General features: G+C 46.7%; 22 protein-coding genes. 10 read left to right on the top strand and 12 right to left on the bottom strand.

The window, feature by feature from the left end:
* Nucleotides 1-22: 22 nt before the first annotated feature.
* The 5 genes from BGP75_RS25150 to BGP75_RS25130 are packed head-to-tail and all read left to right on the top strand — an operon-like array spanning nucleotide 23 to nucleotide 6445.
* Complete coding sequence (locus BGP75_RS25150) at nucleotides 23-1189, top strand: DUF2169 domain-containing protein (protein ID WP_076721646.1); 1167 nt, start codon at nucleotides 23-25, stop codon at nucleotides 1187-1189.
* Nucleotides 1179-1598 carry a DUF4150 domain-containing protein gene (locus BGP75_RS25145; RefSeq protein ID WP_076721645.1) on the top strand — a complete coding sequence of 140 codons (420 nt, stop codon included), beginning with the start codon at nucleotides 1179-1181 and terminating at the stop codon, nucleotides 1596-1598. Before BGP75_RS25150 ends, BGP75_RS25145 begins: the two co-directional genes overlap by 11 nt.
* Nucleotides 1591-5469, top strand: coding sequence for an RHS repeat-associated core domain-containing protein (locus BGP75_RS25140; protein WP_076721644.1), 3879 nt, complete (start codon nucleotides 1591-1593; stop codon nucleotides 5467-5469). The genes BGP75_RS25145 and BGP75_RS25140 overlap by 8 nt, the downstream gene beginning before the upstream one ends.
* Nucleotides 5470-5481: 12 nt before the next feature.
* Nucleotides 5482-5970 carry a hypothetical protein gene (locus tag BGP75_RS25135; RefSeq protein ID WP_076721643.1) on the top strand — a complete coding sequence of 163 codons (489 nt, stop codon included), beginning with the start codon at nucleotides 5482-5484 and terminating at the stop codon, nucleotides 5968-5970.
* On the top strand, nucleotides 5963-6445 hold the full coding sequence (locus BGP75_RS25130; protein WP_076721642.1) for a hypothetical protein: 483 nt from the start codon (nucleotides 5963-5965) through the stop codon (nucleotides 6443-6445). The genes BGP75_RS25135 and BGP75_RS25130 overlap by 8 nt, the downstream gene beginning before the upstream one ends.
* A 130-nt stretch (nucleotides 6446-6575) precedes the next feature.
* Here BGP75_RS25130 and BGP75_RS25125 read toward each other — a convergent pair whose 3' ends face one another.
* From BGP75_RS25125 to BGP75_RS25095, 7 genes are all read right to left on the bottom strand, one after another.
* A complete protein-coding gene (locus tag BGP75_RS25125; RefSeq protein ID WP_076721641.1) occupies nucleotides 6576-7604 on the bottom strand; it encodes a DUF6279 family lipoprotein in 1029 nt (342 codons plus the stop codon).
* A gap of 206 nt (nucleotides 7605-7810) precedes the next feature.
* Nucleotides 7811-9661, bottom strand: coding sequence for a nitric oxide reductase activation protein NorD (locus BGP75_RS25120; RefSeq protein WP_076721640.1), 1851 nt, complete (start codon nucleotides 9659-9661; stop codon nucleotides 7811-7813).
* A gap of 77 nt (nucleotides 9662-9738) precedes the next feature.
* A complete protein-coding gene (locus tag BGP75_RS25115) occupies nucleotides 9739-10581 on the bottom strand; it encodes a CbbQ/NirQ/NorQ/GpvN family protein (protein ID WP_369832160.1) in 843 nt (280 codons plus the stop codon).
* Between the two features lie 6 nt (nucleotides 10582-10587).
* Complete coding sequence (locus BGP75_RS25110; protein ID WP_076721639.1) at nucleotides 10588-10917, bottom strand: cytochrome C oxidase subunit IV family protein; 330 nt, start codon at nucleotides 10915-10917, stop codon at nucleotides 10588-10590.
* A 299-nt stretch (nucleotides 10918-11216) separates the two neighbouring features.
* Nucleotides 11217-11924 (bottom strand): cytochrome c oxidase subunit 3 family protein, encoded by a 708-nt coding sequence (locus tag BGP75_RS25105; RefSeq protein ID WP_198939537.1) that lies wholly within the window; start codon nucleotides 11922-11924, stop codon nucleotides 11217-11219.
* Between the two features lie 203 nt (nucleotides 11925-12127).
* Entirely contained in the window at nucleotides 12128-13525 is a 1398-nt protein-coding gene (locus BGP75_RS25100) for a cbb3-type cytochrome c oxidase subunit I (protein WP_076721637.1), read from the bottom strand.
* 14 nt (nucleotides 13526-13539) lie between these two features.
* Complete coding sequence (locus BGP75_RS25095) at nucleotides 13540-13974, bottom strand: c-type cytochrome (RefSeq protein ID WP_076721636.1); 435 nt, start codon at nucleotides 13972-13974, stop codon at nucleotides 13540-13542.
* Between the two features lie 201 nt (nucleotides 13975-14175).
* On the opposite strand from BGP75_RS25095, the gene BGP75_RS25090 reads away from it, so the two are divergent.
* The 5 genes from BGP75_RS25090 to modC all read left to right on the top strand — a co-directional run bounded on the left by BGP75_RS25090 (nucleotide 14176) and on the right by modC (nucleotide 17771).
* Nucleotides 14176-14580, top strand: coding sequence for a hypothetical protein (locus BGP75_RS25090; RefSeq protein WP_143821186.1), 405 nt, complete (start codon nucleotides 14176-14178; stop codon nucleotides 14578-14580).
* Nucleotides 14581-14792: 212 nt separating this feature from the next.
* Complete coding sequence (locus BGP75_RS25085) at nucleotides 14793-15149, top strand: winged helix-turn-helix domain-containing protein (protein WP_076721634.1); 357 nt, start codon at nucleotides 14793-14795, stop codon at nucleotides 15147-15149.
* Nucleotides 15146-15991, top strand: coding sequence for a molybdate ABC transporter substrate-binding protein (gene modA, locus BGP75_RS25080; RefSeq protein WP_198939536.1), 846 nt, complete (start codon nucleotides 15146-15148; stop codon nucleotides 15989-15991). Before BGP75_RS25085 ends, modA begins: the two co-directional genes overlap by 4 nt.
* A gap of 2 nt (nucleotides 15992-15993) precedes the next feature.
* Nucleotides 15994-16674 (top strand): molybdate ABC transporter permease subunit, encoded by a 681-nt coding sequence (gene modB / locus BGP75_RS25075; protein WP_076721633.1) that lies wholly within the window; start codon nucleotides 15994-15996, stop codon nucleotides 16672-16674.
* Nucleotides 16671-17771, top strand: a complete 1101-nt coding sequence (gene modC, locus BGP75_RS25070) for a molybdenum ABC transporter ATP-binding protein (protein WP_233153026.1) — start codon at nucleotides 16671-16673, stop codon at nucleotides 17769-17771. The genes modB and modC overlap by 4 nt, the downstream gene beginning before the upstream one ends.
* Before the next feature lie 51 nt (nucleotides 17772-17822).
* Here modC and BGP75_RS25065 read toward each other — a convergent pair whose 3' ends face one another.
* The 5 genes from BGP75_RS25065 to BGP75_RS25045 form a co-directional block, all read right to left on the bottom strand.
* Nucleotides 17823-18908, bottom strand: a complete 1086-nt coding sequence (locus BGP75_RS25065; protein WP_076721632.1) for a LacI family DNA-binding transcriptional regulator — start codon at nucleotides 18906-18908, stop codon at nucleotides 17823-17825.
* Nucleotides 18909-18978: 70 nt separating this feature from the next.
* Nucleotides 18979-20106: an ABC transporter ATP-binding protein gene (locus BGP75_RS25060; protein ID WP_076721631.1), complete on the bottom strand. Its 1128-nt coding sequence runs from the start codon at nucleotides 20104-20106 to the stop codon at nucleotides 18979-18981.
* A 101-nt stretch (nucleotides 20107-20207) separates the two neighbouring features.
* Nucleotides 20208-21833, bottom strand: a complete 1626-nt coding sequence (locus BGP75_RS25055; RefSeq protein ID WP_076721630.1) for an alpha-amylase family glycosyl hydrolase — start codon at nucleotides 21831-21833, stop codon at nucleotides 20208-20210.
* Between the two features lie 41 nt (nucleotides 21834-21874).
* The gene (locus BGP75_RS25050) at nucleotides 21875-22762 is read right to left on the bottom strand and encodes a carbohydrate ABC transporter permease (protein ID WP_076721629.1); all 888 of its coding nucleotides are present in this window, start codon (nucleotides 22760-22762) and stop codon (nucleotides 21875-21877) included.
* Nucleotides 22762-23700, bottom strand: a complete 939-nt coding sequence (locus tag BGP75_RS25045; protein WP_233153031.1) for a carbohydrate ABC transporter permease — start codon at nucleotides 23698-23700, stop codon at nucleotides 22762-22764. The genes BGP75_RS25050 and BGP75_RS25045 overlap by 1 nt, the downstream gene beginning before the upstream one ends.
* Nucleotides 23701-23924 lie beyond the last annotated feature (224 nt).

The following is a 23924-nucleotide window of genomic DNA, read 5'->3' as shown; positions in this document are numbered from 1 at the left end:
TGACAATGTTAGAGTACCTTCAATGAAAGTTGAAAATCACACCCCCTTTCCTTCGGTTGCCTGGGAAAATGCTGATGCTTCACGATGCCAGCACCTGACCTGCCTGACGCGGGTTAAATACCGGTTACAGCCTCCTCCTGATTACTACTCATCCTATTGGTCGTTGCGCTTGACTCCCGATCAGGGAGAACTTTTTGGCGGCGATCAATACTACGGTGACGACATTACTCGCCCCGTCCGTTACGAATCTGACTTTATAACCTATAAGTCTCGTACTGACATTGTGCTCAACGCCATCGCTCATAGTCCCGATGGTACGCCAAAGATGCACTGGAATTGTGGCATCAAAGTGCTGACTCCCTCAGGCAAAATATTAAAGCATCTTATATTAAATGTCCGTGGCGCACGCCAATGGGTCAAGATGCCCATAGGCTGGGCAAAAAGCCCCTTGGAAGCCGTTAAACGGGTCAGACTCTCCTACGATAAGGCCCAAGGGGGCAGTCTCTATGACCCCCGAAAAGAGGAAGAAGAAATACCCACTTACCTGGCGTACAACGCTATAAATCCATCCGGCACCGGAATCAGGCACCGCAAAATGCTGCCCAATAGTTTTCCAGTTCATCAGGTCGAATGGGCTACTCCTCAATTAACACCTAAATCATACCCGCCCGGTTTTGGTTTTATTAATCGGGCCTGGCCCATCAGAACAGGCTATGCCGGTACCTATGATCAGCAATGGCTGGATAACCAGCATCCTTATCCACCCAAGGATTTTAATGTTTTTCACCACCAGGCAGCCAACCCTGAACTAATCCTGGACCGACATATTGAAGTAAATAGTCGCTTTGAACTGGAAAACCTGCTCCCCAGAGCCCCCAGGGTATCCTTTCACCTGCCCGAACTTCACTGCTTTGTTGAAACAACCGACAAACAAGGCAATCAGTCTCGTACGCGTATGAAAATAGACACCGTATTGATTGATATTGAATCGGATCAGTCAGAGGACTGGGCTGTATACGTTTCTTACCGCCACTACCAGGTTATAAACGACCCGATACAAGCCCTGAACTTTAAGTATTTGCCCGTCGAATGGATCAACCGATCTAAAACAAAACCGCCCAGAACCGAGCAATCTCAAACAGAACAATCTCAAAAAGCCGCTTTACAGGAGATTTCTTATGGCAGATGAATTTGCCGCCCGCGCTGATGGAAAATACCTGGTCATCTGCTCGACTCCAGACGTCTGCAAAGTGCCGAATGTGGGTCCTGTCCCCTTTCCAGTCACAGAAACGCTTGATAATACGACCAAGCTGTCAAAAACCACACGTTTTAATGGTAACTGGGCCGTCCTGCTTAAAAGTCACACCACCAAAGTCACCGGCGACCAGGCCGGAGTAGCCAAGGGAGTCAAATCAGGTAGCGTCGGTAGCAAAGCAGAACCGCTGGAGCACAGCAAGTCAGTGAAAATAGAAGGTAGTTGGTTAGTCAGGGTTGGTGACAAGGTGCATATGAACAAAAAAAACACCATTGGGACTGTTGTCTTTGCCCCTGCTCCACAGCAGGGTGCAATCACCGACACAGGTGAAATTGATGTCTAATAGCGTATCGAAGCCTGATCAAAAATCAAAAAATGAACCTAAAAACGCCTTGTTTGAAGAATTACAGGCATGGATGGATGCCGGTGAACCTGAGTACATAAACAACACCGGCTCCTCTTCCCGCGAGCGCTCCACATTGCTGACAGCAGGTCACCGGGTTCATCCCTTGGCCAGCAAAACACCCGGGATGCTGGGTTCCCGGATGGAAGGTAACGTCATCCTTCAAACCGGGCAATTATACTACGAAGAGAGTCTGATAACTCTTGCCGGCAATATGCCCATTCAGCTTAAATTACACTACTTGTCCGAAGACCCCTACTCCGGCCACTTAGGCCCTCACTGGCGCTTTCACTATGAGTCCAGATTTAGTCAATATGCAACCCTGGCTCAGCAACCCTACCGACTCAGCCTGAGCAATGGTCAACGATTTGATTTTCATTATGATGCCCAGACCCACTCCCTGGTTGATGACAGCCAGCAAGGTATTGAAATCAGCTGGGATCATAAAGTATTTAAGGTCAGCTATCCTGATGGCCATACCGCTTTTTATCAAGACGGGCATCTGCAGGCCGAAAAAGACCGTAACGGTAATTACATACGGCTGAATTACAATGACCAGCAGCAACTGATCGGTGTTCAGAACAGCTCCGGTTCCAGCTTGAGTTTGCGCTATAACCATGAGGGTCAGATCGAAGCCGTTAGCGATCATGGTGAGCGTGCTTGGTTATTTAAATATGGTTCAACAGGCTTGCTGAAGGAAGTTGTTTTGCCTAGCGGTGGCAAGCGGCTCTATCAGTATAAAACTGACGACAGCCAAACCAGTTCGCACAGCCAATCCAACAACCAGGTAACTCAATCAACCGGGTTACTAAAAAGTGTTCATAACAGCCTGAATCAAGCGTTATTGGAAGTGCTATATCATGACAACGGACAAGTCTCTTCGGTCAGTGAAAAACTGACTGAAAAGCTAGTCAGTAAGAACTACAGATATGATCTCGATAAGTCTTCAATAATTGTAAACATCCAAGAAGAGCCGAAAACCTATTACCATTGGGATTCCTATGGCTTAATTGATCGTATTCGCTTCGCTAATGGATTCACACAATACCTACAGTGGCAAGCAGCCGACAAAACAGCCATTAAGGGAGACTGTAGAGGCTTAACCGGAACTTTTCGTTATGATCATCGCCTTCGCTTATTAGAAAAAACAGACTTAAAAAACACGACCCTATATTCATATATAGATCAACAAGTTAACGCATATAAAATTGAAACTAGTCAAGGAAACATCATCCAAAGCCATGATAGTAGAGGAAACTTACTAAGCCTAACCAACGCACAAGGACTTAAGGAAAATTTCCAGTATGATACACGCGGTAATTGCACGCAGACTATCGATGCTAACGGTCAAATAACCCAGACAATATTCAACAATATGGATCAACCTATCGCTAAGGTTGGAGCTGAGGGAAATAGAATCACGGCCCAATACGACTGCCTGGGGCGTGTACAGCAAATATCCGACCAGGAACAGCGCACCGTGCGCTTTACCTATAATAGTGACGATTCAATTGCAGAGATTAGTGATGATAGCGGCAGAATTTTTGTAAATTATGATGTTGAGGGGCAATTATCATCAATATCTGACCCTAGTGGTTACAAAACACATTATCATTACGACTCCCAAGGCCGGGTTCTAGAAGTAAAGAGTACCAATGGCAAACTCAAAGCCTACGACTATGATAATGACGGTAATCTGGTTCAGATCCGTCGTGAAGATAACAGCACAGTTCACTATGATTACCAAACAGACAGCTATATTGAGCGTGTCGGTGAATTGGAAACCCACTATCACTTTGACAGCGTAGGGAGACTGATTCACGCCCGATGTGGCGAAAGCTCTCTAAAGTTCTCTTATGATCGTTCCGGTTCTATTGTTCAGGAGCAGCAAAATGAACACATAATCGGCTATTCGTACGCGAACGGAAAACGTATACATTTAAATTATTTCGAGCAGCAAGTTAACTACCAGCGAGACGATATTGGCCAGCTAACGGGTATTCGCTTGAATGACAAGATATTCATCACCCAGCAGCACAATACAGCAGGCCAATTAACCGTCCGAGATTACCCCAATCATCAACGGGAACAACGTAGCTATGATACAGCAGGGGAACTAACTGATATTACAACGGGTAGTCATACCCTGAAGTACGTCAGAGATAAAAGCGGACTAATTAAACAGAAGAACGATCATCATTACCAGTATGATACATCAGGTCGATTAATTTGCTCAGGAAAAACCCACTATAAGTATGACAGCATGGGGAATCTAACCCAGCTTCGCCTGAATGATCAGAGTAATATTTCGCAAGAGGAAATTTGGCACTACCAACCGGGGAGCAATCAACTACTAGAGAACCCAACCCATCGCTTTAGTTATGATCAGCGCGGTAATCTGATTAAGAAGACAAGCAAAGTGAGTGGTGATGAACAGCATTATAAGTACAACGCCAAAAACCAGCTAGTCCGTTTTCATGGACAACGCTATGATGCGATTAAACAACGCTGGATAAAATTTGAGATATCCTATCGTTACGATCCTCTAGGGCGACGAATTGAAAAGCTCATAGGCAGAACTCGCTACGAATATATCTATGACCGACTAAATATTATTGCCATTCTGATCCACAAAGCATCAGAAAAGCCTCATTTAGTGAGCATCACCCATGACGATAAAACTGATACTCCCCTTTGTATTAGCAGTCACAACGGTACTTTTTACTACCATCGAGACCACCAAGGTAGCATTATAGCCCTTACCAATGAGGCGGGCGAAATCGTTGAAAAGCTAGACTATGACAATAGTTACGGAGTATTACACGGTTACAGCAAACAGATTGAAACCTATAACCCATACGGGTTTACGGGTAGAGAGACCGATGCATCTGATCTGTACTATTACCGTGCACGTTATTATGACCCAACGATACAGCGTTTTATCAGCAGAGACCCGATCGGGTTCGAAAGCGGTGATTGCAACTTTTACCGATATGTCGAAAACAACCCAAACAACCTTATTGATCCACTGGGTTTCAAGTCCGCTAATTGCAGCGATAAGGCTAAAAAGAATCGAAAGGACAAATACACAAAAGTCAAAAACAGACTCTTTGATACTCGACGGGTCGCAAAAAATCTAGCACTAAAGAGTGCTGCCAAGAAGGGGGCTGCACTCGCAGCTGCTTTGGCTGATGGTCCCTTACCAATCGGTGAGGTGATAGCGGCAGGAATACTCGTCTGGGATGCCTGGGAAATCTACAGCGTCGCAAGCGATCTTGAGACCATGATCGAGGAAATGGATGATATCCTGGATGAGATGATCGAGTGCAAGGAAAACGAAGACAGAAAAAACGCAGATAATGGTGGAGCGGTAAAAGGTTCAAAAAACAGGGAAAAATGCGCCCCTCTTCAGGGAGAAGAACAAAAATGCAGGCCTGGAGAGTACAGGGGTGGCCGACATGGGACGATTTATAAAGGCGGAAATGCCTGTAATAGAGATTCCCACCATATTCCAGGCAAGGCATCATACCCGGGGAGAAAAAACAGAAGAAACATCAACGGTGGTATATCCAATGATGATAATTTGCCAGCAATTCAAATGGATAGATCTGACCATAAAGGCACTATCAGCAACGGCAGTGGCAAAACAGCCAAAATATATCGAAATATACAAAACAAGCTGATCAGAGCAGGAATGTTCGGTGAAGCATTTGCGTTGGATGTTTTTGATATTCGAATACAGAATGGTGACAAATACGATACGGCTATTGCTGAAGCAGCAGCTTGGGCAAAGTGTATGGGGTATTTATAACGAGGAAGAAAGATGGGCTTTACATATAGCCGCGAATGGGAAAACGAGCTGGTTTCGCTTTATCAAAATGCGGATTCTGAAGAAGATGACGAGAAGATATATGCACTACTGGAAAGGGTAGACCGCTATGATGATATAAGAACTGCAAGAGCATTATTTAAGTGCCTTAAAATAGAAATAGAAGGTATTGACCAAGCGGCAATCAATATTCTAGGAGCTATGGATTATGTTCTTTACTATGAGGCAGTTTTTCAGACTATCAGTACTTATTCTGATTCAGAACTCGCAGATGCAGTCTCGTTGTTAGATTGGCCTGGTGGAACGTTGAGTCTGCAGGACCTGGAGTCCAATGTGTTCATCTTTATAGATAACAACTTGGATATTAATAGAATGAAAAAGCTTGTTCATGAGATTGAAGAAACAGATTATCACGAGGAGCAACCCCACATGTATTTTTATAACTATTTTAAACACAAAATAGCTGAGAAGAGTCATGACTAGAGATTCATCCGATCCAATCATCGTAGATCTACTCAGTCGATGGGACGACAACAAGTACGATATTCCACTAGGTATCATAGATGATATGCCAAGCGACCTGGATCCTTACAATGGGTTTGAAGCGGGGCTTTTTTTGTATTGGTCCAGTCAAAACAGATTTTTGAATGAAAAAGTTCAAAAACTTGTGGAAATATACTTACCAAATATGGTTCCTCTCAGCCATAAAAAACTCGTCGAATTTATGAAAAACACTGTTGGATATGATCTTACAGCCAGTTTTTACAATGAAAAATCCAAGGACTTTGCCGTCGACTACCTCTCTTTTTCCAGGCATTGGAAATATCATTACTACGAAGATCTGGATATTCTATATCCTGCCGCAAAAAAATTTTCAGATATCCCTCAAACAGAAAACCATTATAAAAATATTCTTGAACTGCTGGACAATCGATATAAGGAATGGAAAACGTCGTAATACCAAGTGGGATCGGCTCTGTAAATAATTCTGTTTTCCTTGCCCCTTGCAGCAATAAAGTGACATCTTTTAAACAGCTGACGCTTGCTTCTTCGATTAAAAAAGAAGGAGAAAAAGCAGCTTGCCAACCCTACCCGCCTTGTTCAATCAGATGGCGGATATCGGCGCTAAGCTCATCCAGCTCACCCAGTAAATGAGCATGTTGTTTATCTGATACCTGATTAATAAGTGCGGGCAGCCGTTCAATCCAGAGCAATCTATCGGCTTCCAGGTTCGCTTTGTATTCGCTACTGCGTAATTCGTAAGGGTTACGAATCAGCTGCTTTAACCGACTCTGGAATTCCCCCTCTTCTTTGGCAGAGTTTAATGCTATCTCCAATTCATCAACCCAACGTCGGCGATACTCCAACCATTGCTGCCGGGAGGCCCTGGTGTGTTTAATAAGTTCCTGAATCTGCCCTTTTTGTGAATCGGATAGAGGCCCTAACCACTTTTCATAGGATCTTTCGAGTTTCTTTTGACGGCGAGATTGATTCTTATCCCGCAGATCCTTTTCGGCTTCCTGTTGCTTTTCCTCCAGTTCAGTTCGTAAGTTTCTCAGCAATTGTGCTATCTGTTTTTCATCAGCGCTCTCTGCCGCTGTCAATATCAAAGGTTCGCTTTGCAGGATCATCTCCTGCCAGAACGTTTTGGCCTGCTCCAGCCATTGAGCCAGCTGCTCTGATTGCAGGTTACGCTCTGCTACCGACGCCTGAATCTCGGTCAATAACTGAAGGTATTCGGGTAAGGCTTTCGCTCTGTGCCATACCAGCAATTGCTCTATCTTTGGACTGAACAGCTCTTTTTGTTCAAGATGAAAGTCAACATAGTCATCAACGAACCAGTACGCCAGCCAGTCCAGATTGTTATAAATAAAACGAGAGCTGCAACCCGCTGACAGAAGCAAAAACATCAGCACGACAATTGTGCGTAGTGCCGCGGCAACCCTGGTTGGAAATGTTACTGTGATTGGAGCAGCAGGGGTTAAAGATGCTGCTGTTGCTGAACGGGCTATGGTACCCAAATGGTCGCCAAAAGCTTGATGGTTGGTACGGCGGAATGAATAGCTGAAGCACCGCCAAAAATTCTCAGCGCGCTTTTTAGGACGAATATCTCTCATCGATTTCCCTGTACTGATTTTACTCAGCTTTAATTGTCGCTGGGTAAAATCCCCTTCCTTGAATATATAAACTAGTTAAGTCCGAATAGCCTGAAATCTACCAGGCACTGTCTCTGTATCTCGCTATCTTAAACAGCAACTTCAGATAATTGCAATCAGACAGATCAAAAACAATCAATGATTAACTTCCGACAGCAGGCTCCTTCTCAGCCTCCTAATTTTTCTGTCAGAGTAATATACAGTTGTGGCAGCTTCTGGGGGAGTTGTTCAGCTTTCCGAATAAGCGTATACCCCTGACGCCCAAACAGGTATGGCAGATACTGATTGGCTTCTTCGTCGATGGTAATGCAAAACGGAACTAATCCCTGCTGGCGAGCTTCGATGATCGCCATGCGAGTATCTTCAATTCCGTAGCGCCCTTCGTACCGGTCAAGGTCGTTGGGTTTTCCATCAGTTAGGATCATCAGCAGTTTCTTTTGTCCCGGTTGGCTGCTCAACAACTCCGTTGACTGACGAATCGCGGCTCCCATACGAGTATAGAACCCGGGTTTAATATCCTCAATTCTGCCTCGGACGGTAGCCTGATAAGCTTCGTCAAAGCTTTTGATCTGGTTAAAACGCACGTGCTGACGCTTACGGGAAGAGAATCCGTGAATAGCGAACCGATCTCCACTGGCTGATAAGCTTTCAGCAAATAGATAAAGGCTATCCCTGATGACATCGATTATCTGATGATCGTTGTTAATCCAGGAATCAGTTGATAAAGAAAGATCGGCCAACAGCAAGCAGGCCAGGTCACGGACCAGAGGACGTTTTTGGCAGAACAGTCGCGGATCACCAGTGTTTATTGATCCCGCTTTTTCTCCACGGTAGTCCATGTATGCATCAAGATCGAGACGGTCCCCTTCGTATTGTCCTCGCACCCAGGCAGGCTGGGCTGAAAGGCTTTCGAACTGCCTTTTCAAGCGACGTGCAGTTTTGGTCAGATGATCAGGCAACGCTTGAGGAGTCGCATTACGGCTAATCATCGGAACAATTCGGGTAAAGTCTTCCAGCAGGCACTGCTTTTTAAAGTCCCATTCGGGAAATAAAATACCTTCGCTCAGAGGGATATCATCCTCCGCAGCTGAGGGTAAATCCAAATCAAACTTTATGCTGCTTACAGTCGTCTCTTCATCCTGAGTGACAGAAATGTTATCAAGTTCATCAGCGATATTTTCTGCCTGTTCCAAGTCTTCATCTTCTTCTGAAGAGCGGTCCAACTTAACATATTCAGCAAAAGTAAAAAGACTGGTTTCATGGCGCACACTCATGGGGGCGCCCTCTTTATTGTCGGGCTGCTCAGCTCTTTCAGCCTGCCTGCGTTTTTTTTCTGCTTCCTTACTGGCCCCATCCCCCTTACGCCCCTTCTGGGGTGTGCTGTCACGACCGTTGGATGAATCTGTGTAAGGCGGAGATGGATGCAGCCACAAAGACACAGGAGAAGGTGCATATTGAGACTCCGGCAATTCGGAAACCGAACCGGGATTTATTAAAGCTTGCTGAATCGCTCTTTCCTGATCTCTTTCACCCGCAGAAAGTTTCTCCAGAGAGGGGCGCAATGGCAACAGAGCTTCAACCAAACGCTGATAACGACTGCTTAACCCTGGATATTGGGCCAGCGTTGCAACGGTTCTACTTTGATTATCCAGCAACCAGATACCGGTTGTGTCTGCAGGAGTTCCGGCGAGAGCCGCCAGCCAGAAATACAATTCTCGATTCAAGGATTTCTGAGGATAAATATCAAGTTTCTGAGGCAGGTACAGGCGCTCTTCATCACGCCATGCCAACTCAACCTTACGCCCCGTACCGGCAACACGATGTAGCCAGCTACGACGAGCCTGATGATTTGTCGCAGTGGTGGCAGTAATGGTCAGCGCCCCATCGCCTCCCAAGGCACGGAAGAAAATCCCCAGCGAACCGGAAAGCTCCTTTAACTCCACGGCTTGTTCCGGAAACCCGTCATAGGCGATTTTGGTGATAAAGCGATCCCAGTACTGGCCGACCTGCTCTTCCATTCTACTGCCTCTGTTATTACGTACTTTATTAATACGTACTCTACAAATACATACTTTATTAATGGCTACCCAATTGACTACTGGTCGCCAAACGCCGCCTGAACCAATTCCATTAGTCCCTGAATCGTATCAGGCTCATCGCTGAGAGGTTCGATCATTCCTGCCAGGCATGCCTGTACCGGATCAAAGCCTGATTTAATCAGGGTCGCGGTGTATACCAGCAATCGCGTGCTGGCACCTTCTTCAATATCCTGATCTTTCAAAGCCCGCAGTGCATTAGCCAAGCTCACTAATCGTTTTGCCAACAGTTGATCGATTCCTGTTTCTTGCATGATCACCTTAACTTCAGTTCTCGCTGGCAAGTAACCAAAGCTCATGGAGAGAAAACGCTGACGTGTACTCGGCTTCATCCCCTTGAGTAAATTCTGATAGCCGGGATTATAAGAAACCACCAGCATGAAGTTTTTCGGCGCGTGCAGGATTTCACCGGTACGATCTATGGGTAATATACGACGATCATCCGTTAAAGGATGAATAACGACTGTGGTATCTTTACGTGCTTCAACCACTTCATCCAGATAGCAAATCCCTCCCTCACGAACAGCGCGAGTTAACGGACCATCACTCCAGACCGTCTGGTTGTCCCCAATCAGGTGACGCCCCACTAAATCAGAAGCACTAAGGTCATCGTGGCAGGAAACCGTGTACAGAGGCAGGTTCAGCCGTTCCGCCATATGGGTAATAAAGCGTGTTTTACCACAGCCGGTTGGCCCTTTGATCAGAACCGGAAGCTGGTGCTGAAAAGCATGTTCAAACAGCTCTACTTCATTTGCCTGAGGCTGATAGTAGGATAAATCATCGCTACTCATATCGGCAGGACTTGTATCAGCGGTATTAAGGGACGATACAGTGCTCATCATGCACTCCTAACTTAAATCGATTGCAAAAGTTGCCGTAATGACTAAAGAAACAGCCGGGACATAGGTCATCAGCAATATTCGCCAAAAACGGGGTGCTCCCCGCAAGTTCATAAAATAATCAACGATCATCGCCGCTTTTATAGCGGTGATCAGTAACACCGCCATAACCAGATTCATGGTGAGACTGGGTTGTTCTGCGAAATAGGCCGATGCACAGGTTAAAGCGAGCATCAGCAACCAAAGAATGGTGCTGACTTTATAGCTTGGCATTAACGTCTTTGCAGAACGAGAATTTGCTGGCTCAATTTCGGCGTGATTTAGATTACTGTTATCCATTTGAACTTCCGCTACAGGGACACTTTTTTCTCTGATATGGCTTCGGTCTTTGACCTGCTAGCCAAGGTTTTTCTACTACTATTTCTCTACTACTATTTTTCTACTAGTGTTTTTTTCTGTTAAGGAACCTGTCTCACTCACCAGCTGTTTTCAGAGTACATTTATACCTAAACTTATCTAACACCGCTTTGATGCATGACAATTCTCAACTATTGCGGTTTTTAACTAATATTTGAACCAAGGCCGGTACCTGACTAAGACCCGGATTTGACCAAAATGACTGTTGTCACCTGGGGTACTCAGTGCAGTACATAAACCAGAGGGAACAGGATCAACCAAAGTAAATCAACCATATGCCAATAACAGGCACCACTTTCCAACCCCATGATTGAATCGGGCGTATAGGCTTTCTTTCGCGTTTTGATGGCAACAAATGCAAGGATAATCATGCCAAGAATGACATGCAGAAAATGGAAAGCTGTCAGCAAATAGTAATACTGGTAAAACACATTGGTGGTGATGTCATAACCCAATTCAATGCTGTGTTTGTATTCCAGTATTTTTATAACCAGATAGACTGCGCCCATACCAATCGCAGCCAGTAATTCATAGAAACCTTTGCGGTTGTTCCCATGCTCCACCGAAGTCACCGCACGGGCAACAAAATAACTACTGCTCAACAACGCCAGAGTATTGGCTAAACCAGAGGTAATATCCAAACCGGCCTGCCCCTCGGCAAAAATATCCGGATATAGGGCCCGGTTAACAGCATAAATACTGAACAACAGCGCAAAGGCCGTTAATTCAGCAAGAATAAAGATCCACATGGCCAGATCGCCGGGCAATCGACCAGAACGCGACCCTTTACTTACGCTTGTTTCACTTGCTGTAATACTGTCTGTTTCAGTATCCATTGAGTTTCCGATTGAGGACTGAGCCTCTGTATCCAGACGAGTGCTCTCTGGAGATAAAGACGTAGGTGTGGATGACGACAGAGTCTGGTTCACAAACTGTCCTCCAAACATTGATAAAACGAAATATTACAGGAAAAAGCAACGGCCTTGGTTTCTGAAGGCCTTAAGCCCAATGAACTTACTCGTAGGTTTCAAGATACGGGTAATAACGAAATCAGGAAAAAATAAGGGTACATCCAGGGAATGAATCCACCCAGAAACTCGAGTATGAGTTCCTGAGTGGATAATAACGCTTATTACGCTGAAGCAGTTGCTGCGTTGTCTACTGTCACCTCATCACCTTTGGCGAAGAAGCTGTAGATGTAAACAGCCAGACCGATCAGGAAGATCACACCGGATAGTTCGCGCATCCAGTAGAATACTTCGATCTGTGATTGCACAGCCATGAAGCCTTGCGGATTATCTGAGAAACGCTGTAACCAAACCTGCAGGATACCTGCACCGGTCAGGAACAGAGTAATGAAGACCATGGATACAGTCATCAACCAGAATCCCCACATTTCAATTACTTGCGCCTGACGGCTATTTGCAATACGGCCACGGATGTTTGGCATTGCATAAGAGATCATAGTCATTACGATCATTGCATAAGCACCGTAGAAGGCCATATGACCGTGTGCCGCAGTAATCTGAGTACCGTGTGTGTAGTAGTTAACAGGAGACAAGGTGTGCAGGAAGCCCCATACACCAGCACCCAGGAATGCCATAACACCAGTACCCATTGCCCAAAGGGCTGCAGCCTTATTAGGATGCTCACGACGACGCTTATTGATCATGTTGAATGCAAAGAGTGTCATCATAAAGAACGGAATTGGCTCTAAAGCAGAGAACACAGAACCCAGTAGCTGCCAGTAATCGGGAGTACCGATCCAGAAGTAGTGGTGTCCAGTTCCGAGAATACCGGTGATCAACGCCATTGCGATAATCATGTACAGCCACTTTTCGATGACTTCACGGTCGACACCAGTGATCTTGATCAGAACAAAGGCAAGAATAGCACCCAGAATCAGTTCCCAGACTCCCTCAACCCATAGGTGGACGGTGTACCACCAGAACATCTTGTCAAGAACAAGGTTGTGAGGGTTATAGAAAGAGAACAGGAACATTACTGCAAGTCCTACCAGACCAATCATCAGTACCATGCTGATAACAGTCTTACGGCCTTTCAGTACAGTCATGCCCAGGTTAAACAGAAAGCCCAAGGCAACAATGACAATTCCTATTTTGGTTATTGTCGGTTGTTCTAAGAACTCTCGGCCCATGGTCGGCAGCAGGTCATTACCTGTAATCTCGGCCAACGTGGCATAAGGAACAGCCAGGTAACCAACGATAGTCAGCGCACCAGCTACCAGAAAGATCCAGAACAGCGCCAACGCCAGTTTGGGCGAGAACAGCTCTGTCTGAGACTCTTCAGGAATCAGGTAGTATGCAGATCCCATAAATCCGAACAGTACCCAAACAATCAACAGATTGGTGTGGACCATTCGCGCAACGTTGAACGGAATTTCCGGAAACAGGAAATCACCCATTACATACTGCAGACCCATTATCAGACCGAATAGGATTTGGCCCAGAAACAGCCCTATAGCTGCTATAAAATAGGGCATAGCTACAGCTTGAGATTGAAACTTCATATTAGCCTCTCCTATTAGCCTTGAATATTCGGTGGCCAGTTGCCATCGTCAATTTCAGAAGTCCACTTCAGGAACTCTGCCAGTGCTTCCAGCTCTTCTTCAGAGAAGTTAAACTGGGGCATGCTACGACGACCTGGAATACCGTTAGCGGGACGAGACTTGATGAAAGCTTTGATTGCCTCCTTGTTCTTACCAAAACGATCGTAAACGTTGGCAAGCTCCGGAGCAAAATAGGCACCCTCACCCATTAAGGTGTGGCAACCGATGCAGTTGTTATCTTCCCACAGCTTTTTGCCGAGAATAACATCTTCGTTGATATTCTCACGATGATCCCGTTCAGGCAAAACCCGGGTAGTATGAAACGATAGGCCAAGGAACACTAAAATGAAGAACAGGCTGCCTCCATAGAAGATGTTCCGTGCCATGGTCTTGGTAAATGTTTCACTCATAAAGAGTCTCCAAACGTATTTGGAAAGGCTTAGAGGACAAAATCCTATGGACCTTGCAGTTAATGTTGATTGTGCAGGGAAATTGTCGCTCCAGGTTGACGCCAGAACCTTGATTAAAGTCAAATAGATAAAAGACTGAGTAATTTGCTCAATTATTCAGTCAGCAGTATGATGAGCAGCCAGAAACAGGAGGTGATCAAGATGCAAACCGTTTCTATTCAAAAACATATTACCGTTATCTTACACGGCCTCTACCTGATCAATCTGCTGGCACTGCCAGGCATTGCACTGATACCGATGGCCTATCTGTGCAAAAAGTACTGGTATAGCCAGGACCTGTTAACGGTATGCCATGTGCGCCAGGTTGTTGCTTCAACCATATGGTTTTTTTTGGTCTTTTTTGGGGGGGTGTTGATTTTCTGGCTACTGGGAGACAACAGTCCTGAGCACTGGACGATGCTTCTGATGTACCTGATAGTCTTCCACACAACTTTTGTGATGGTCGGTATGATCGGCCTCGCCAAAGCGATCACCGGGAAACCCTACCGTCCTTATCTAATAGGTGTTCCTTATCAGGTTGGTACAGGTGAACATCTTGACGCCTGAGAGCATTCTGCCCAACAACCAGCGGCGTTAGTGGTCGCCTTCACCGGTATTCGCGAGCAGTTATTATTCGCTGATAGCGAAAATCACAAATATCGGTAAATATCAGTAGTAACATTCAGCCGTAACCTCCTCGTTATGTTTGGTCAGATATTACGTATTGCACATCGTTATTCCCATCGGTATATTACGGATGAGATTTTATGAGGTAATTAATGACACAGACATCCACCGAAACGTATCGTTTAAAAGGACGCCTTTGGATAGAAGGCAGTGAAGGAACCTTCCTGGGTTACGGTCGGGTGGTACTGTTGGAACGTATCGGTGAACATGGCTCTATCAGTGCAGCGGCCCGGTCAATGGAAATGTCTTACCGGCACGCCTGGAAGCTTGTTGATTCCATGAATCAGCAAAGCAATACCCCTGTCGTAGAAAAAAGCACCGGTGGCAAAGGTGGCGGCGGTGCTCGACTGACAGAGGCAGGAAAACAAGCAATCGCAACATTCTGGTCCGCTTATCGCGACTACAAAGCCTTTCTGGCTCAGCGGGAAAAGCAACTGGAACTCTTATGAACAAATATCTGACCGTCCCTCTTTACAGACCGATGCTACAGACTGCGTTTGGGATACTGTTGCTAGTCAGCATCCAGACGTTATGCGGACTAACAGCCGTAGCACAAGCAGATAACCAAACAATCAGGGTAGCGGTGGCATCAAACTTTAGTGAAACCATGCGCGTTATCACTCAACGCTACGAACAACAATCCGGCCATAAAGTGAAGCTGATCTTTGGCTCCACCGGTAAACATTTTGCGCAAATTCATAATGGAGCGCCCTTTGATTTATTTTTTGCTGCGGACGCTCGTCGCCCCCGGTTATTGGAATCTTCAGGAAAGTCTGTTCCGGGCAGCCGTTACACCTATGCACTGGGACGATTAGCGCTTTGGAGTCCCGATAAATTACTGGTGCAAACAGGTGGTAAAATATTGGAGCAGGGAAACTACAGTCATATTGCTATCGCCAACCCAAAACTAGCTCCTTACGGAAAAGCCGCTCAAGAAATTCTACAATCCCGTAACCTCTGGAATAAGCTCCAACGGCGGCTGGTCCGGGGCGAAAATATCGGTCAGGCCTTTCAGTTTATTCAGAGTGGAAATGTCGAGCTCGGATTTGTGTCTTTTTCTCAGATAACACACCCCGAAAAAAAGACATCAGGTTCGTTTTGGTTAATTCCTGAAAGTTTACACTCCCCTATTGAACAACAGGCAGTGTTAATCACGGACTCAGAAAGGGCTCGTGACTTTTATAATTTTGTCCGTTCCGATCAAAGCCTGGATATTATCAGAAGCTATGGATATGGAATCCCGGCGACAACAAAGGACATTCCAGCGACCCCGAACGAGGTCATTCAGTAAAGATGTTAACGGAATCAGATCTAAGCGCCCTGCTTATAACCCTGCAACTCGCCAGTATTACCACCCTCATCCTGCTGGTTGTTGGGACACCATTGGCCTGGTGGCTGGCCCGCTCGACATGGCGTTTTAAATTTTTGGTGGAAGCTATCGTTGCTTTACCGCTGGTATTACCCCCAACGGTTCTGGGCTTCTATTTATTAATAGCGCTGGGCGCCCATGGACCCATAGGTGCTTTTTCGCAACTTATCACGGGACGTCCTCTTGCCTTCACTTTTGCCGGACTGGTTATAGGCTCCGTGTTCTATTCACTCCCTTTTGTAGTACAACCCTTACAACATGCGTTCGCTGCTATCGGGCGCCGCCCTCTGGAAGTCGCAGCAACATTGCGAGCCGCACCTTTGGATCGTTTTTTCTCCATTATTGTGCCACTTGCCCGACCCGGTTTTCTAACCGCCGCAGTTCTCGGATTTGCCCATACTGTGGGAGAATTTGGTGTGGTGTTGATGATCGGTGGCAATATCCCTGATGAAACTCAGGTGTTATCAATCGCTATTTATGACCATGTAGAAGCCCTCGAATACACCCAGGCTCATTGGTTATCCGGCGGTCTGTTGATTCTTTCCTTTTTGATGCTGCTGACTGTCTATGGTGTAAATCGTCGATTCTCGGCGGTGACCTCATGATGATCAACGATGTACCCACTACAGAAAAAACAATGACTATCGACGCTCGCTTTATCCTCAACCGTGAAGACTTCAAACTGGATGCAGAGTTGAGCGTACCTGCCCAGGGTATAACCGCCCTGTTTGGACCTTCCGGTTGCGGTAAAACGACATTGCTTCGGGCGATTGCTGGCTTGGAAAAGTGCCCCGGCGGTTACCTTAAAATCGGAGACAGGGTATGGCAGCAAGGGAATATTTTTGTCCCGCCCCATCAGCGCTCGCTCGGATACGTGTTCCAGGAAGCCAGTTTATTTCCCCACCTGAGTGTGCAAAAAAATCTGGAGTACGGCTACAGGAGAATACAGAGTCACGAACGCAAAGTTTCTCTTGACCAAGCTATCTCTCTTCTGGGTATCACCCACTTATTAAACCGAACAACCTCGGGACTTTCTGGTGGGGAACGCCAACGGGTAGCAATTGCCCGAGCACTGTTGACCAGCCCCCGTTTGTTATTAATGGATGAACCTTTGGCCGCTTTAGACTTAAACAGTAAGGCGGAGATTTTGCCCTATCTGGAACGGCTGCATGAGGAACTGGAAATTCCAATTTTTTACGTCAGTCATGCTCCCGACGAGATTGCACGCCTGGCTGACCATCTGGTATTGCTGGACAAGGGATCCGTCAGCGCCTCTGGACCAATATCGCAAATGCTGACTCGTGCAGATCTACCACTGTCCCACGAAGCAGATGCCGCCGCAGTGATTGAAGCCAGAGTCTGTGGCTACGACAAAGAATACCACCTGACTCAACTGGATTTTGCCGGTGGCCGTTTTACGGTCACCCAAAAACCTTCGAATCCGGAAAATCCAGTACGGTTACGAATTCTGGCGCGAGACGTCAGCCTGACTCTGGAACCTCAGTCCGGCACCAGTATTCTTAATATATTCCCCGCTACTGTTCAGGAACTAGCTGAGGAAAATGTCGCGCAAATAACGGTGCGTCTGGATATCGGTGGTGCTCCGATTCTGTCCCGTATTACACGCAAGTCAGCAGCAATGTTAGACCTAAAGCCCGGCAAAGCAGTCTATGCCCAGGTCAAAAGTATTGCGCTGCTGTAGTGGCAGGCACGACAGCATGAATCTATAACACCGAGGAAAACTGCAGTTAAGCTACGGACAGCTTTCCCGCACGACAAGCTCCGTCGGTAACACTACGCTTTCAGCTGCACGGCGACCCAGAAATATCTCAGCAGCTACACGCCCTTTTTCCACCGTCTGCTGATGCACCGTCGTGAGCGTCGGGTGGTGAGTTGCAGCCTCAGGAATATCATCAAAGCCAACTATTCGTACATCCTCAGGAACCTTAAGATTCAGATGCCGAGCCGCTTGAATGGCCGCCAGGGCGATACGATCGCTAGAACATAAGAGCAGATTTGGACGTGAAGAACAGCCCAGGGCTTCACGAGCAGCCTGATAGCCAGAGCCATGATTGTTATCGGGTACGTTCCAGATCATCTCAGCAGGTATAGTCAACCCTGCATCTCGAATGGCATCCTGATAACCATGCAGCCTTCGAGCAGAGACAGAATAATACTCATCAAACAGCTCATCCTCTCTGACCCGGCAGACACGATTGGTATCCACCAGCCGCAGGCCTAGAATAGCGATGCCGATATTCCCTGGACTCTGGGAGCGATCGATAGCATATTCTGTGCTTTTTCGTGCTCCCAGATAGTTGTCGATATTCACCGAAAGGTGATTTTCCAAATTGAAATCAACGGTAATCAGCGGTTTTGACTGATGCCTGAGTTGTTCGAGTCGCTGTTGACGTAGCAAGCGATCCAGCTTCTGCTGCAAAGGAGGACCATAAATAATAAAGCCATCAACAAAGGCTTCAAGCCCTCTGGCTTGCTCTATCCGGTCCTGAGACGGCAACAGCAGCATACTATGCTGACTCTCATCAAAAACTTCTGCCAACCCCTGCAGGAACTGCTGTGCCACGGGGTCGATAAAGTTGTAGCTCAGGTTGTCATACAGCATAACCCCTATAATACCTGAGCGACCTGTCCTCAGGCTTCGAGCTGCTGCATTGGGTCCAAAATATCCCAGCTCGCTGCATTGCGCCAGGATACGTTCACGCAACTGCTCTGACAGTTGATCAGGCCGGTTAAAGGCATTGGAAATTGTTGCCGTAGAGACCTTTAGTACCTTCGCTACATCTTTAAGAGTAAGCTTTCGACTGTTCGGTGCTGCCATTACAAGCTCCCCTGACTATTCTGCAAAATATTATTCCCGCAGAAGTTTGTTCCCACGCAAGCCTTTACATTCACACCGCCTGGTTAAGCTGCTTTGCTTCTCTCACCTCTGCTCTCGGAAACGCCCGATCATCGGAGCCAAACAGATGACAATGATCCGCGTCCATTTGCAACGCTAAACGATGTCCTACCTTAGCATCTGTTCGCCCAGCCACTCTGATCAGAAACATCTCATCATCCGTTGGATGCTGAAGATAAATAAAGGACTCATTTCCCAGATACTCCTGGTTAACCACGTCCAGCCCAGGCTCAGCTTCCGCTGCATGGCGGACCAATACATGTTCGGGCCGGATTCCAAATAGTACTTTTTCTCCCTGTTTAGCCGACTCGGAATTTACCGCTGCCCTGCATGTTCCGAGCAATGGTATTTCCACTTCCGTATGCCTGCTGTCTGGTTTGGCAATAACACCTCTTAGCAGATTCATCTTCGGTGAACCGATAAAAGATGCGACAAATACGGTTTCAGGATGATCGTATAGCTGCTGCGGCGTTCCGACCTGCTCAATCCGGCCTGCATTAAGGACAACGATTTTATCGGCCAGCGTCATCGCTTCAACCTGATCGTGGGTAACATAGATCATGGTAGATCCCAGCCGCTCATGGAGCTTGCCAATTTCCGCACGCATCTGGACGCGCAATGCTGCGTCAAGATTCGAGAGCGGCTCATCGAATAGCATGATTTTTGGCTCTCTGGCCATGGCTCGACCAATGGCAACACGCTGGCGCTGACCACCTGACAGGTTTTTGGGCTTTCTGTTCACCAGTGAATCCAATTGCAGAACTTCAGCGGTTCTTTTCACCCGCTGGTCAGTATCGTCCTTATTGTTTTTGGATAATTTCAGACCGAAGGCGATATTCTCGTATACAGTCATATGGGGATAAAGCGCATAGGACTGAAAAACCATTCCTATCCCCCGTTCCTTGGGAGCCAAATCATTGACCAGATTGTTATCGATAAAGATTTCACCACCACTGGCCTCTTCCAACCCTGCAATCAGGCGCAAAAGAGTTGATTTACCACAACCGGAAGGACCCACAAATACGACAAACTCTCCGTCAGCTATCTGCAGATCCAGATCACGAATAATACGAACATTACCAAAGGCTTTATTAATCTTGTTAAGCACTAATCCGGACATTTCTGCCTCCTAAAGGAACAACTCCACTGAACGATTCCTGTCTTTATCATTGTTGCTTCAATCGTAAATTTGTTTAAAAAGCCAGTTAACAGCACTAAGCCTTATATCCGGGCAAACAATGCCTGATAGGGCTCCAAAACTATTTCCTGGTTTTCAACACGCCCGGTAAAGCCATGGCCTGATAACACTTCCTGAATATTAACGGTAATTTGGGATCTCAACGTTTCAGCAGTCATATTCAGGGCAACCAGCAGTTGCTGCTCGCTACAGCGGCGCAGCCAGCACAGCATATTCCCGCTGTCCGGGATAATTTCAATATCCCCTTCAATCAACGCAGGCTGCTGCTGGCGCCAACCAATCCATTGTCTTAGCGCCAGTAAATTGCTCTCAGGTTGAGCCAGCTGGTTATGTACAGCTAAAGGCAGCTGTTCTTCATCTACCGGCAACCAACTCTCGATTGAAGACTGGCAGGAAGAAAACCCTCCCCCTTTTTTCTGCTCCCAGACCATAGGAGTTCGGCAACCATCCCTTCCTTTGTATTCTGGCCAGAAAGGCAGGCCAAAAGGGTCCTGTATACGTTCGAAAGGCACCTTAGCCTCCGGCAGACCAAGCTCTTCCCCCTGGTACAGACAAACACTACCCCGCAGAGACATCAGCATCGCTAAGGCTATCCGTGGAAATGCCTGTGGATCCTGTCCTTCTCCCCAGCGGCTTACACTGCGAACCACATCATGGTTACTTAATGCCCAGCAAGGCCAACCATCACCAATTTTCGCTTCCAGTTTTTCAATGACCCCTCGAATGTACTCGGCACTGTGAGGTTCATTAAGCAGATCAAATGTATAGGCCATGTGCAATTTATCATCGTGGGCTGTGTAATCTGCCATGATCTGCAAAGGCTCGTCTGCACCTATTTCGCCTACCGTCGTTGTTCCTGGATATTGATCCATGACCGCTCTTAACTGGCGTAAGAAATCCAGATTTTCAGGACGGCTGATATCGTATTGGTGAAGCTGAAATGCATAAGGATTATCGTGCTTAACCCCCAGAGTTTTCGGCACACCACCAGGCACTGGCGGATTGTTTTCCAATCCCTGACTGTGATAGTAAAAATTCACAGTATCCAGACGAAACCCATCCACACCTAAATCCAACCAGAATCTGGCGTTTTCAAGCTGTGCTTCTCGCACTTCTGAATTATGGAAGTTAAGATCGGGCTGACTGTCGAGAAAGTTATGCAGATAATACTGCATCCGCCGCGAGTCCCAGGTCCAGGCACTTCCTCCGAACAGCGACAACCAGTTATTTGGTGGAGTGCCATCGGGTTGTGCATCGGCCCAAACAAACCAGTCTGATTTAACATTATGCTTATTTTGCCGACTCTCCCGGAACCAAGGGTGTTGATCAGAAGTATGGCTTAAAACAAGGTCAACCATGACCTTTAAACCTAAATCATGAGCCTTGATTAGCAACGCCTTAAAATCATCCAGAGTACCAAAAATCGGATCAACATCACGGTAGTCTGAAATATCGTATCCAAAGTCTTTCATCGGCGAGGTAAAAAAAGGGGAAATCCAAATTCCATCAACTCCCAGATCTGCAACATAATCCAGTTTTCCGGTAATACCGGGCAAATCACCAATTCCATCACCGTTGGAATCCATAAAACTACGCGGATAGATCTGATAAATAATGCCGCCTTTCCACCAGTTCAACGCATTTTTCATAACTGTGCTCAACTCATTAAATCTTTAAAGAAGATAGTTTTTTAACCCTTTACTGCACCAGCAGTAAGACCAGAAACAATACGGCGCTGAAACGCCAGTACCAGTAACACCAGCGGAACCGTGACAATCACCGAAGCCGCCATGATGATTCCCCAGGGAAGTTCGTACTGGGAGTTGCCACTGATCAGTGCAATAGCCACTGGCACCGTTCGTTGGGCGTCAGTAAGGGTGAAAGTCAGTGCAAAGAGAAATTCGTTCCAGGCTGCAATAAAGGCCAATAACCCCGTTGTCGCCATGGCTGGCCACATCAGCGGCATCATTACTTTAGTCAGCGTAATCCAAGGAGTTGCACCATCGACGATAGCAGCCTCTTCCAACTCTTTTGGCAACTGCTTCATAAAGGTAGTCAGCACCCAAACCGTAAACGGCAACGTGAATATGGTGTAGGAAAACACTAAACCAAAGGGATTGTTATACAGGTTCAGGGTGCGAATAACTTCAAACAGCCCGGACAGTACGGCGACCTGAGGGAACATCGAAACGGACAACACGATAATCAACACAGCGCCTCGCCCACGAAAATGTATGCGCCCCAGTGCATAAGCTGCGGTAAGCCCAAACAACAAGGAGACGGCAACAACCAGTGTCGAAACCAGTACCGAGTTAAACAGACTCTGGACAAAAGAATCACGAGAAACCACGGCCTGGTAATTGCCAAGATCAAAGCTTTCAATCCAATAGCTGACCTCAAAAAGACCCGGCCCGCTCTTCAATGAAGTCAATATTGCATAATAGAAAGGAAATACCGAGAACAGCACTATGGCACTGATCAACAGTAGGAAACCAGCTTGCAAGGCGCGCTTTTTTAGTATTCTAGTGCTTAGAAAAGAATATCTGCGATGAGGATTACGTAACGCTGATCGAGTCATCAGTTATCTCCCGCCATTTGTCGACGCCCTAGACACAGGTAGCCAATGGTGATCAAGGCAATCATAAAAAACAGTAAGGTCGAGGCCGCAGAACCCATGCCAACATCCTGAAAGGACACCAGTTGTTGCCGGGCATAAACAGACATAGACATGGTTTCTGCGCTGTTAGAAGTAAGTACGTAAATCAGGTCAAATACCCGCAGCGCATCCAATGCCCTGAACGTCACGGCGACCATAACAGCCGGCATAATGAGGGGAACAGTTACTTTGAAAAATACCCGAACAGGGTGAATACCATCCACCTTGGCAGCTTCATAGCAATCAGAAGGCAACATCTGCAGCGATGCCAGTATTAACAGAGCCATGAAAGGAGTTGTCTTCCAGATGTCCACCATGATCACGGCCCAAAGAGCAAGATCTGCATTAGCGGTCCAGGCCAGGGGTTCACTGATCAATCCAATGCCTTGTAGCATATGGTTCAGAATGCCGAACTGATCATGCAGCATCCAGCCCCACATTTTCGCCGAAACAATGGTTGGGATAGCCCAAGGGATCAGAATTGCTGCTCGAACTAACCCTCTGCCAGGAAACTTTGCATTCAACGTCAAAGCGACAATCGTTCCCAACACCAGTTCGGCCGAAACTGACACTACAGTAAAGAACAGGGTGTTCCAGACCGAGCCCCACCACTCCTGATCAGCCAGAACACCGTACCACTCACCATCCTCATAGCTGAGATAGTTTTCAAACCCAATAAATGAATAGACCGTAAGATCAGCAAAACTGGCATCGGTGAAACTGAACCAGATGGTGCGCAGTAGTGGCCACCCGGCAACTAATGCTAATAGCACCAGTATAGGTGCCAGAAACAGCCAGGCGGAACGTATCCGCTGACGCGTCAGGCGATTATGATGAGCAACTGCCGCTATATTACTCATCGAGCCATCTTCATCATTCATCGCCCCATCTTCGGATTGGTTGGATAGAGAATACTCAGGCATAACCCGGACTCCTCTCTCAGAATAGTGTTCATGGAAAAACCTGTGGTTAGTAAGGGAACCGTCGAACAAGCCCACTGGGCCTCAGCCAATCGTTACTAAATCACAGATTCATCAGTCAGCTCTGAACGCGACCTTCGCTCGTACCCTATTGATCAGGGTGT

This window comes from Motiliproteus sp. MSK22-1 (genome assembly GCF_001968815.1).
Classification (GTDB): Bacteria; Pseudomonadota; Gammaproteobacteria; order Pseudomonadales; family Balneatricaceae; genus Motiliproteus.
This window is presented reverse-complemented; position numbering and strand designations above follow the sequence as displayed.

Bases quoted from the DNA above. Each gene is read 5' to 3' on its own strand.
- modC (WP_233153026.1), top strand. From the start codon at position 16,671: ATGATGATCAACGATGTACCCACTACAGAAAAAACAATGACTATCGAC.
- modB (WP_076721633.1), top strand. From the start codon at position 15,994: ATGTTAACGGAATCAGATCTAAGCGCCCTGCTTATAACCCTGCAACTC.
- BGP75_RS25090 (WP_143821186.1), top strand. From the start codon at position 14,176: ATGCAAACCGTTTCTATTCAAAAACATATTACCGTTATCTTACACGGC.
- BGP75_RS25115 (WP_369832160.1), bottom strand. From the start codon at position 10,581: ATGATGAGCACTGTATCGTCCCTTAATACCGCTGATACAAGTCCTGCC.
- BGP75_RS25095 (WP_076721636.1), bottom strand. From the start codon at position 13,974: ATGAGTGAAACATTTACCAAGACCATGGCACGGAACATCTTCTATGGA.
- BGP75_RS25055 (WP_076721630.1), bottom strand. From the start codon at position 21,833: ATGAAAAATGCGTTGAACTGGTGGAAAGGCGGCATTATTTATCAGATC.
- BGP75_RS25085 (WP_076721634.1), top strand. From the start codon at position 14,793: ATGACACAGACATCCACCGAAACGTATCGTTTAAAAGGACGCCTTTGG.
- BGP75_RS25140 (WP_076721644.1), top strand. From the start codon at position 1,591: ATGTCTAATAGCGTATCGAAGCCTGATCAAAAATCAAAAAATGAACCT.
- BGP75_RS25060 (WP_076721631.1), bottom strand. From the start codon at position 20,106: ATGTCCGGATTAGTGCTTAACAAGATTAATAAAGCCTTTGGTAATGTT.
- BGP75_RS25130 (WP_076721642.1), top strand. From the start codon at position 5,963: ATGACTAGAGATTCATCCGATCCAATCATCGTAGATCTACTCAGTCGA.
- BGP75_RS25110 (WP_076721639.1), bottom strand. From the start codon at position 10,917: ATGGATAACAGTAATCTAAATCACGCCGAAATTGAGCCAGCAAATTCT.
- BGP75_RS25125 (WP_076721641.1), bottom strand. From the start codon at position 7,604: ATGAGAGATATTCGTCCTAAAAAGCGCGCTGAGAATTTTTGGCGGTGC.
- BGP75_RS25120 (WP_076721640.1), bottom strand. From the start codon at position 9,661: ATGGAAGAGCAGGTCGGCCAGTACTGGGATCGCTTTATCACCAAAATC.
- BGP75_RS25150 (WP_076721646.1), top strand. From the start codon at position 23: ATGAAAGTTGAAAATCACACCCCCTTTCCTTCGGTTGCCTGGGAAAAT.
- modA (WP_198939536.1), top strand. From the start codon at position 15,146: ATGAACAAATATCTGACCGTCCCTCTTTACAGACCGATGCTACAGACT.
- BGP75_RS25045 (WP_233153031.1), bottom strand. From the start codon at position 23,700: ATGAGTAATATAGCGGCAGTTGCTCATCATAATCGCCTGACGCGTCAG.
- BGP75_RS25100 (WP_076721637.1), bottom strand. From the start codon at position 13,525: ATGAAGTTTCAATCTCAAGCTGTAGCTATGCCCTATTTTATAGCAGCT.
- BGP75_RS25065 (WP_076721632.1), bottom strand. From the start codon at position 18,908: ATGGCAGCACCGAACAGTCGAAAGCTTACTCTTAAAGATGTAGCGAAG.
- BGP75_RS25050 (WP_076721629.1), bottom strand. From the start codon at position 22,762: ATGACTCGATCAGCGTTACGTAATCCTCATCGCAGATATTCTTTTCTA.
- BGP75_RS25135 (WP_076721643.1), top strand. From the start codon at position 5,482: ATGGGCTTTACATATAGCCGCGAATGGGAAAACGAGCTGGTTTCGCTT.
- BGP75_RS25145 (WP_076721645.1), top strand. From the start codon at position 1,179: ATGGCAGATGAATTTGCCGCCCGCGCTGATGGAAAATACCTGGTCATC.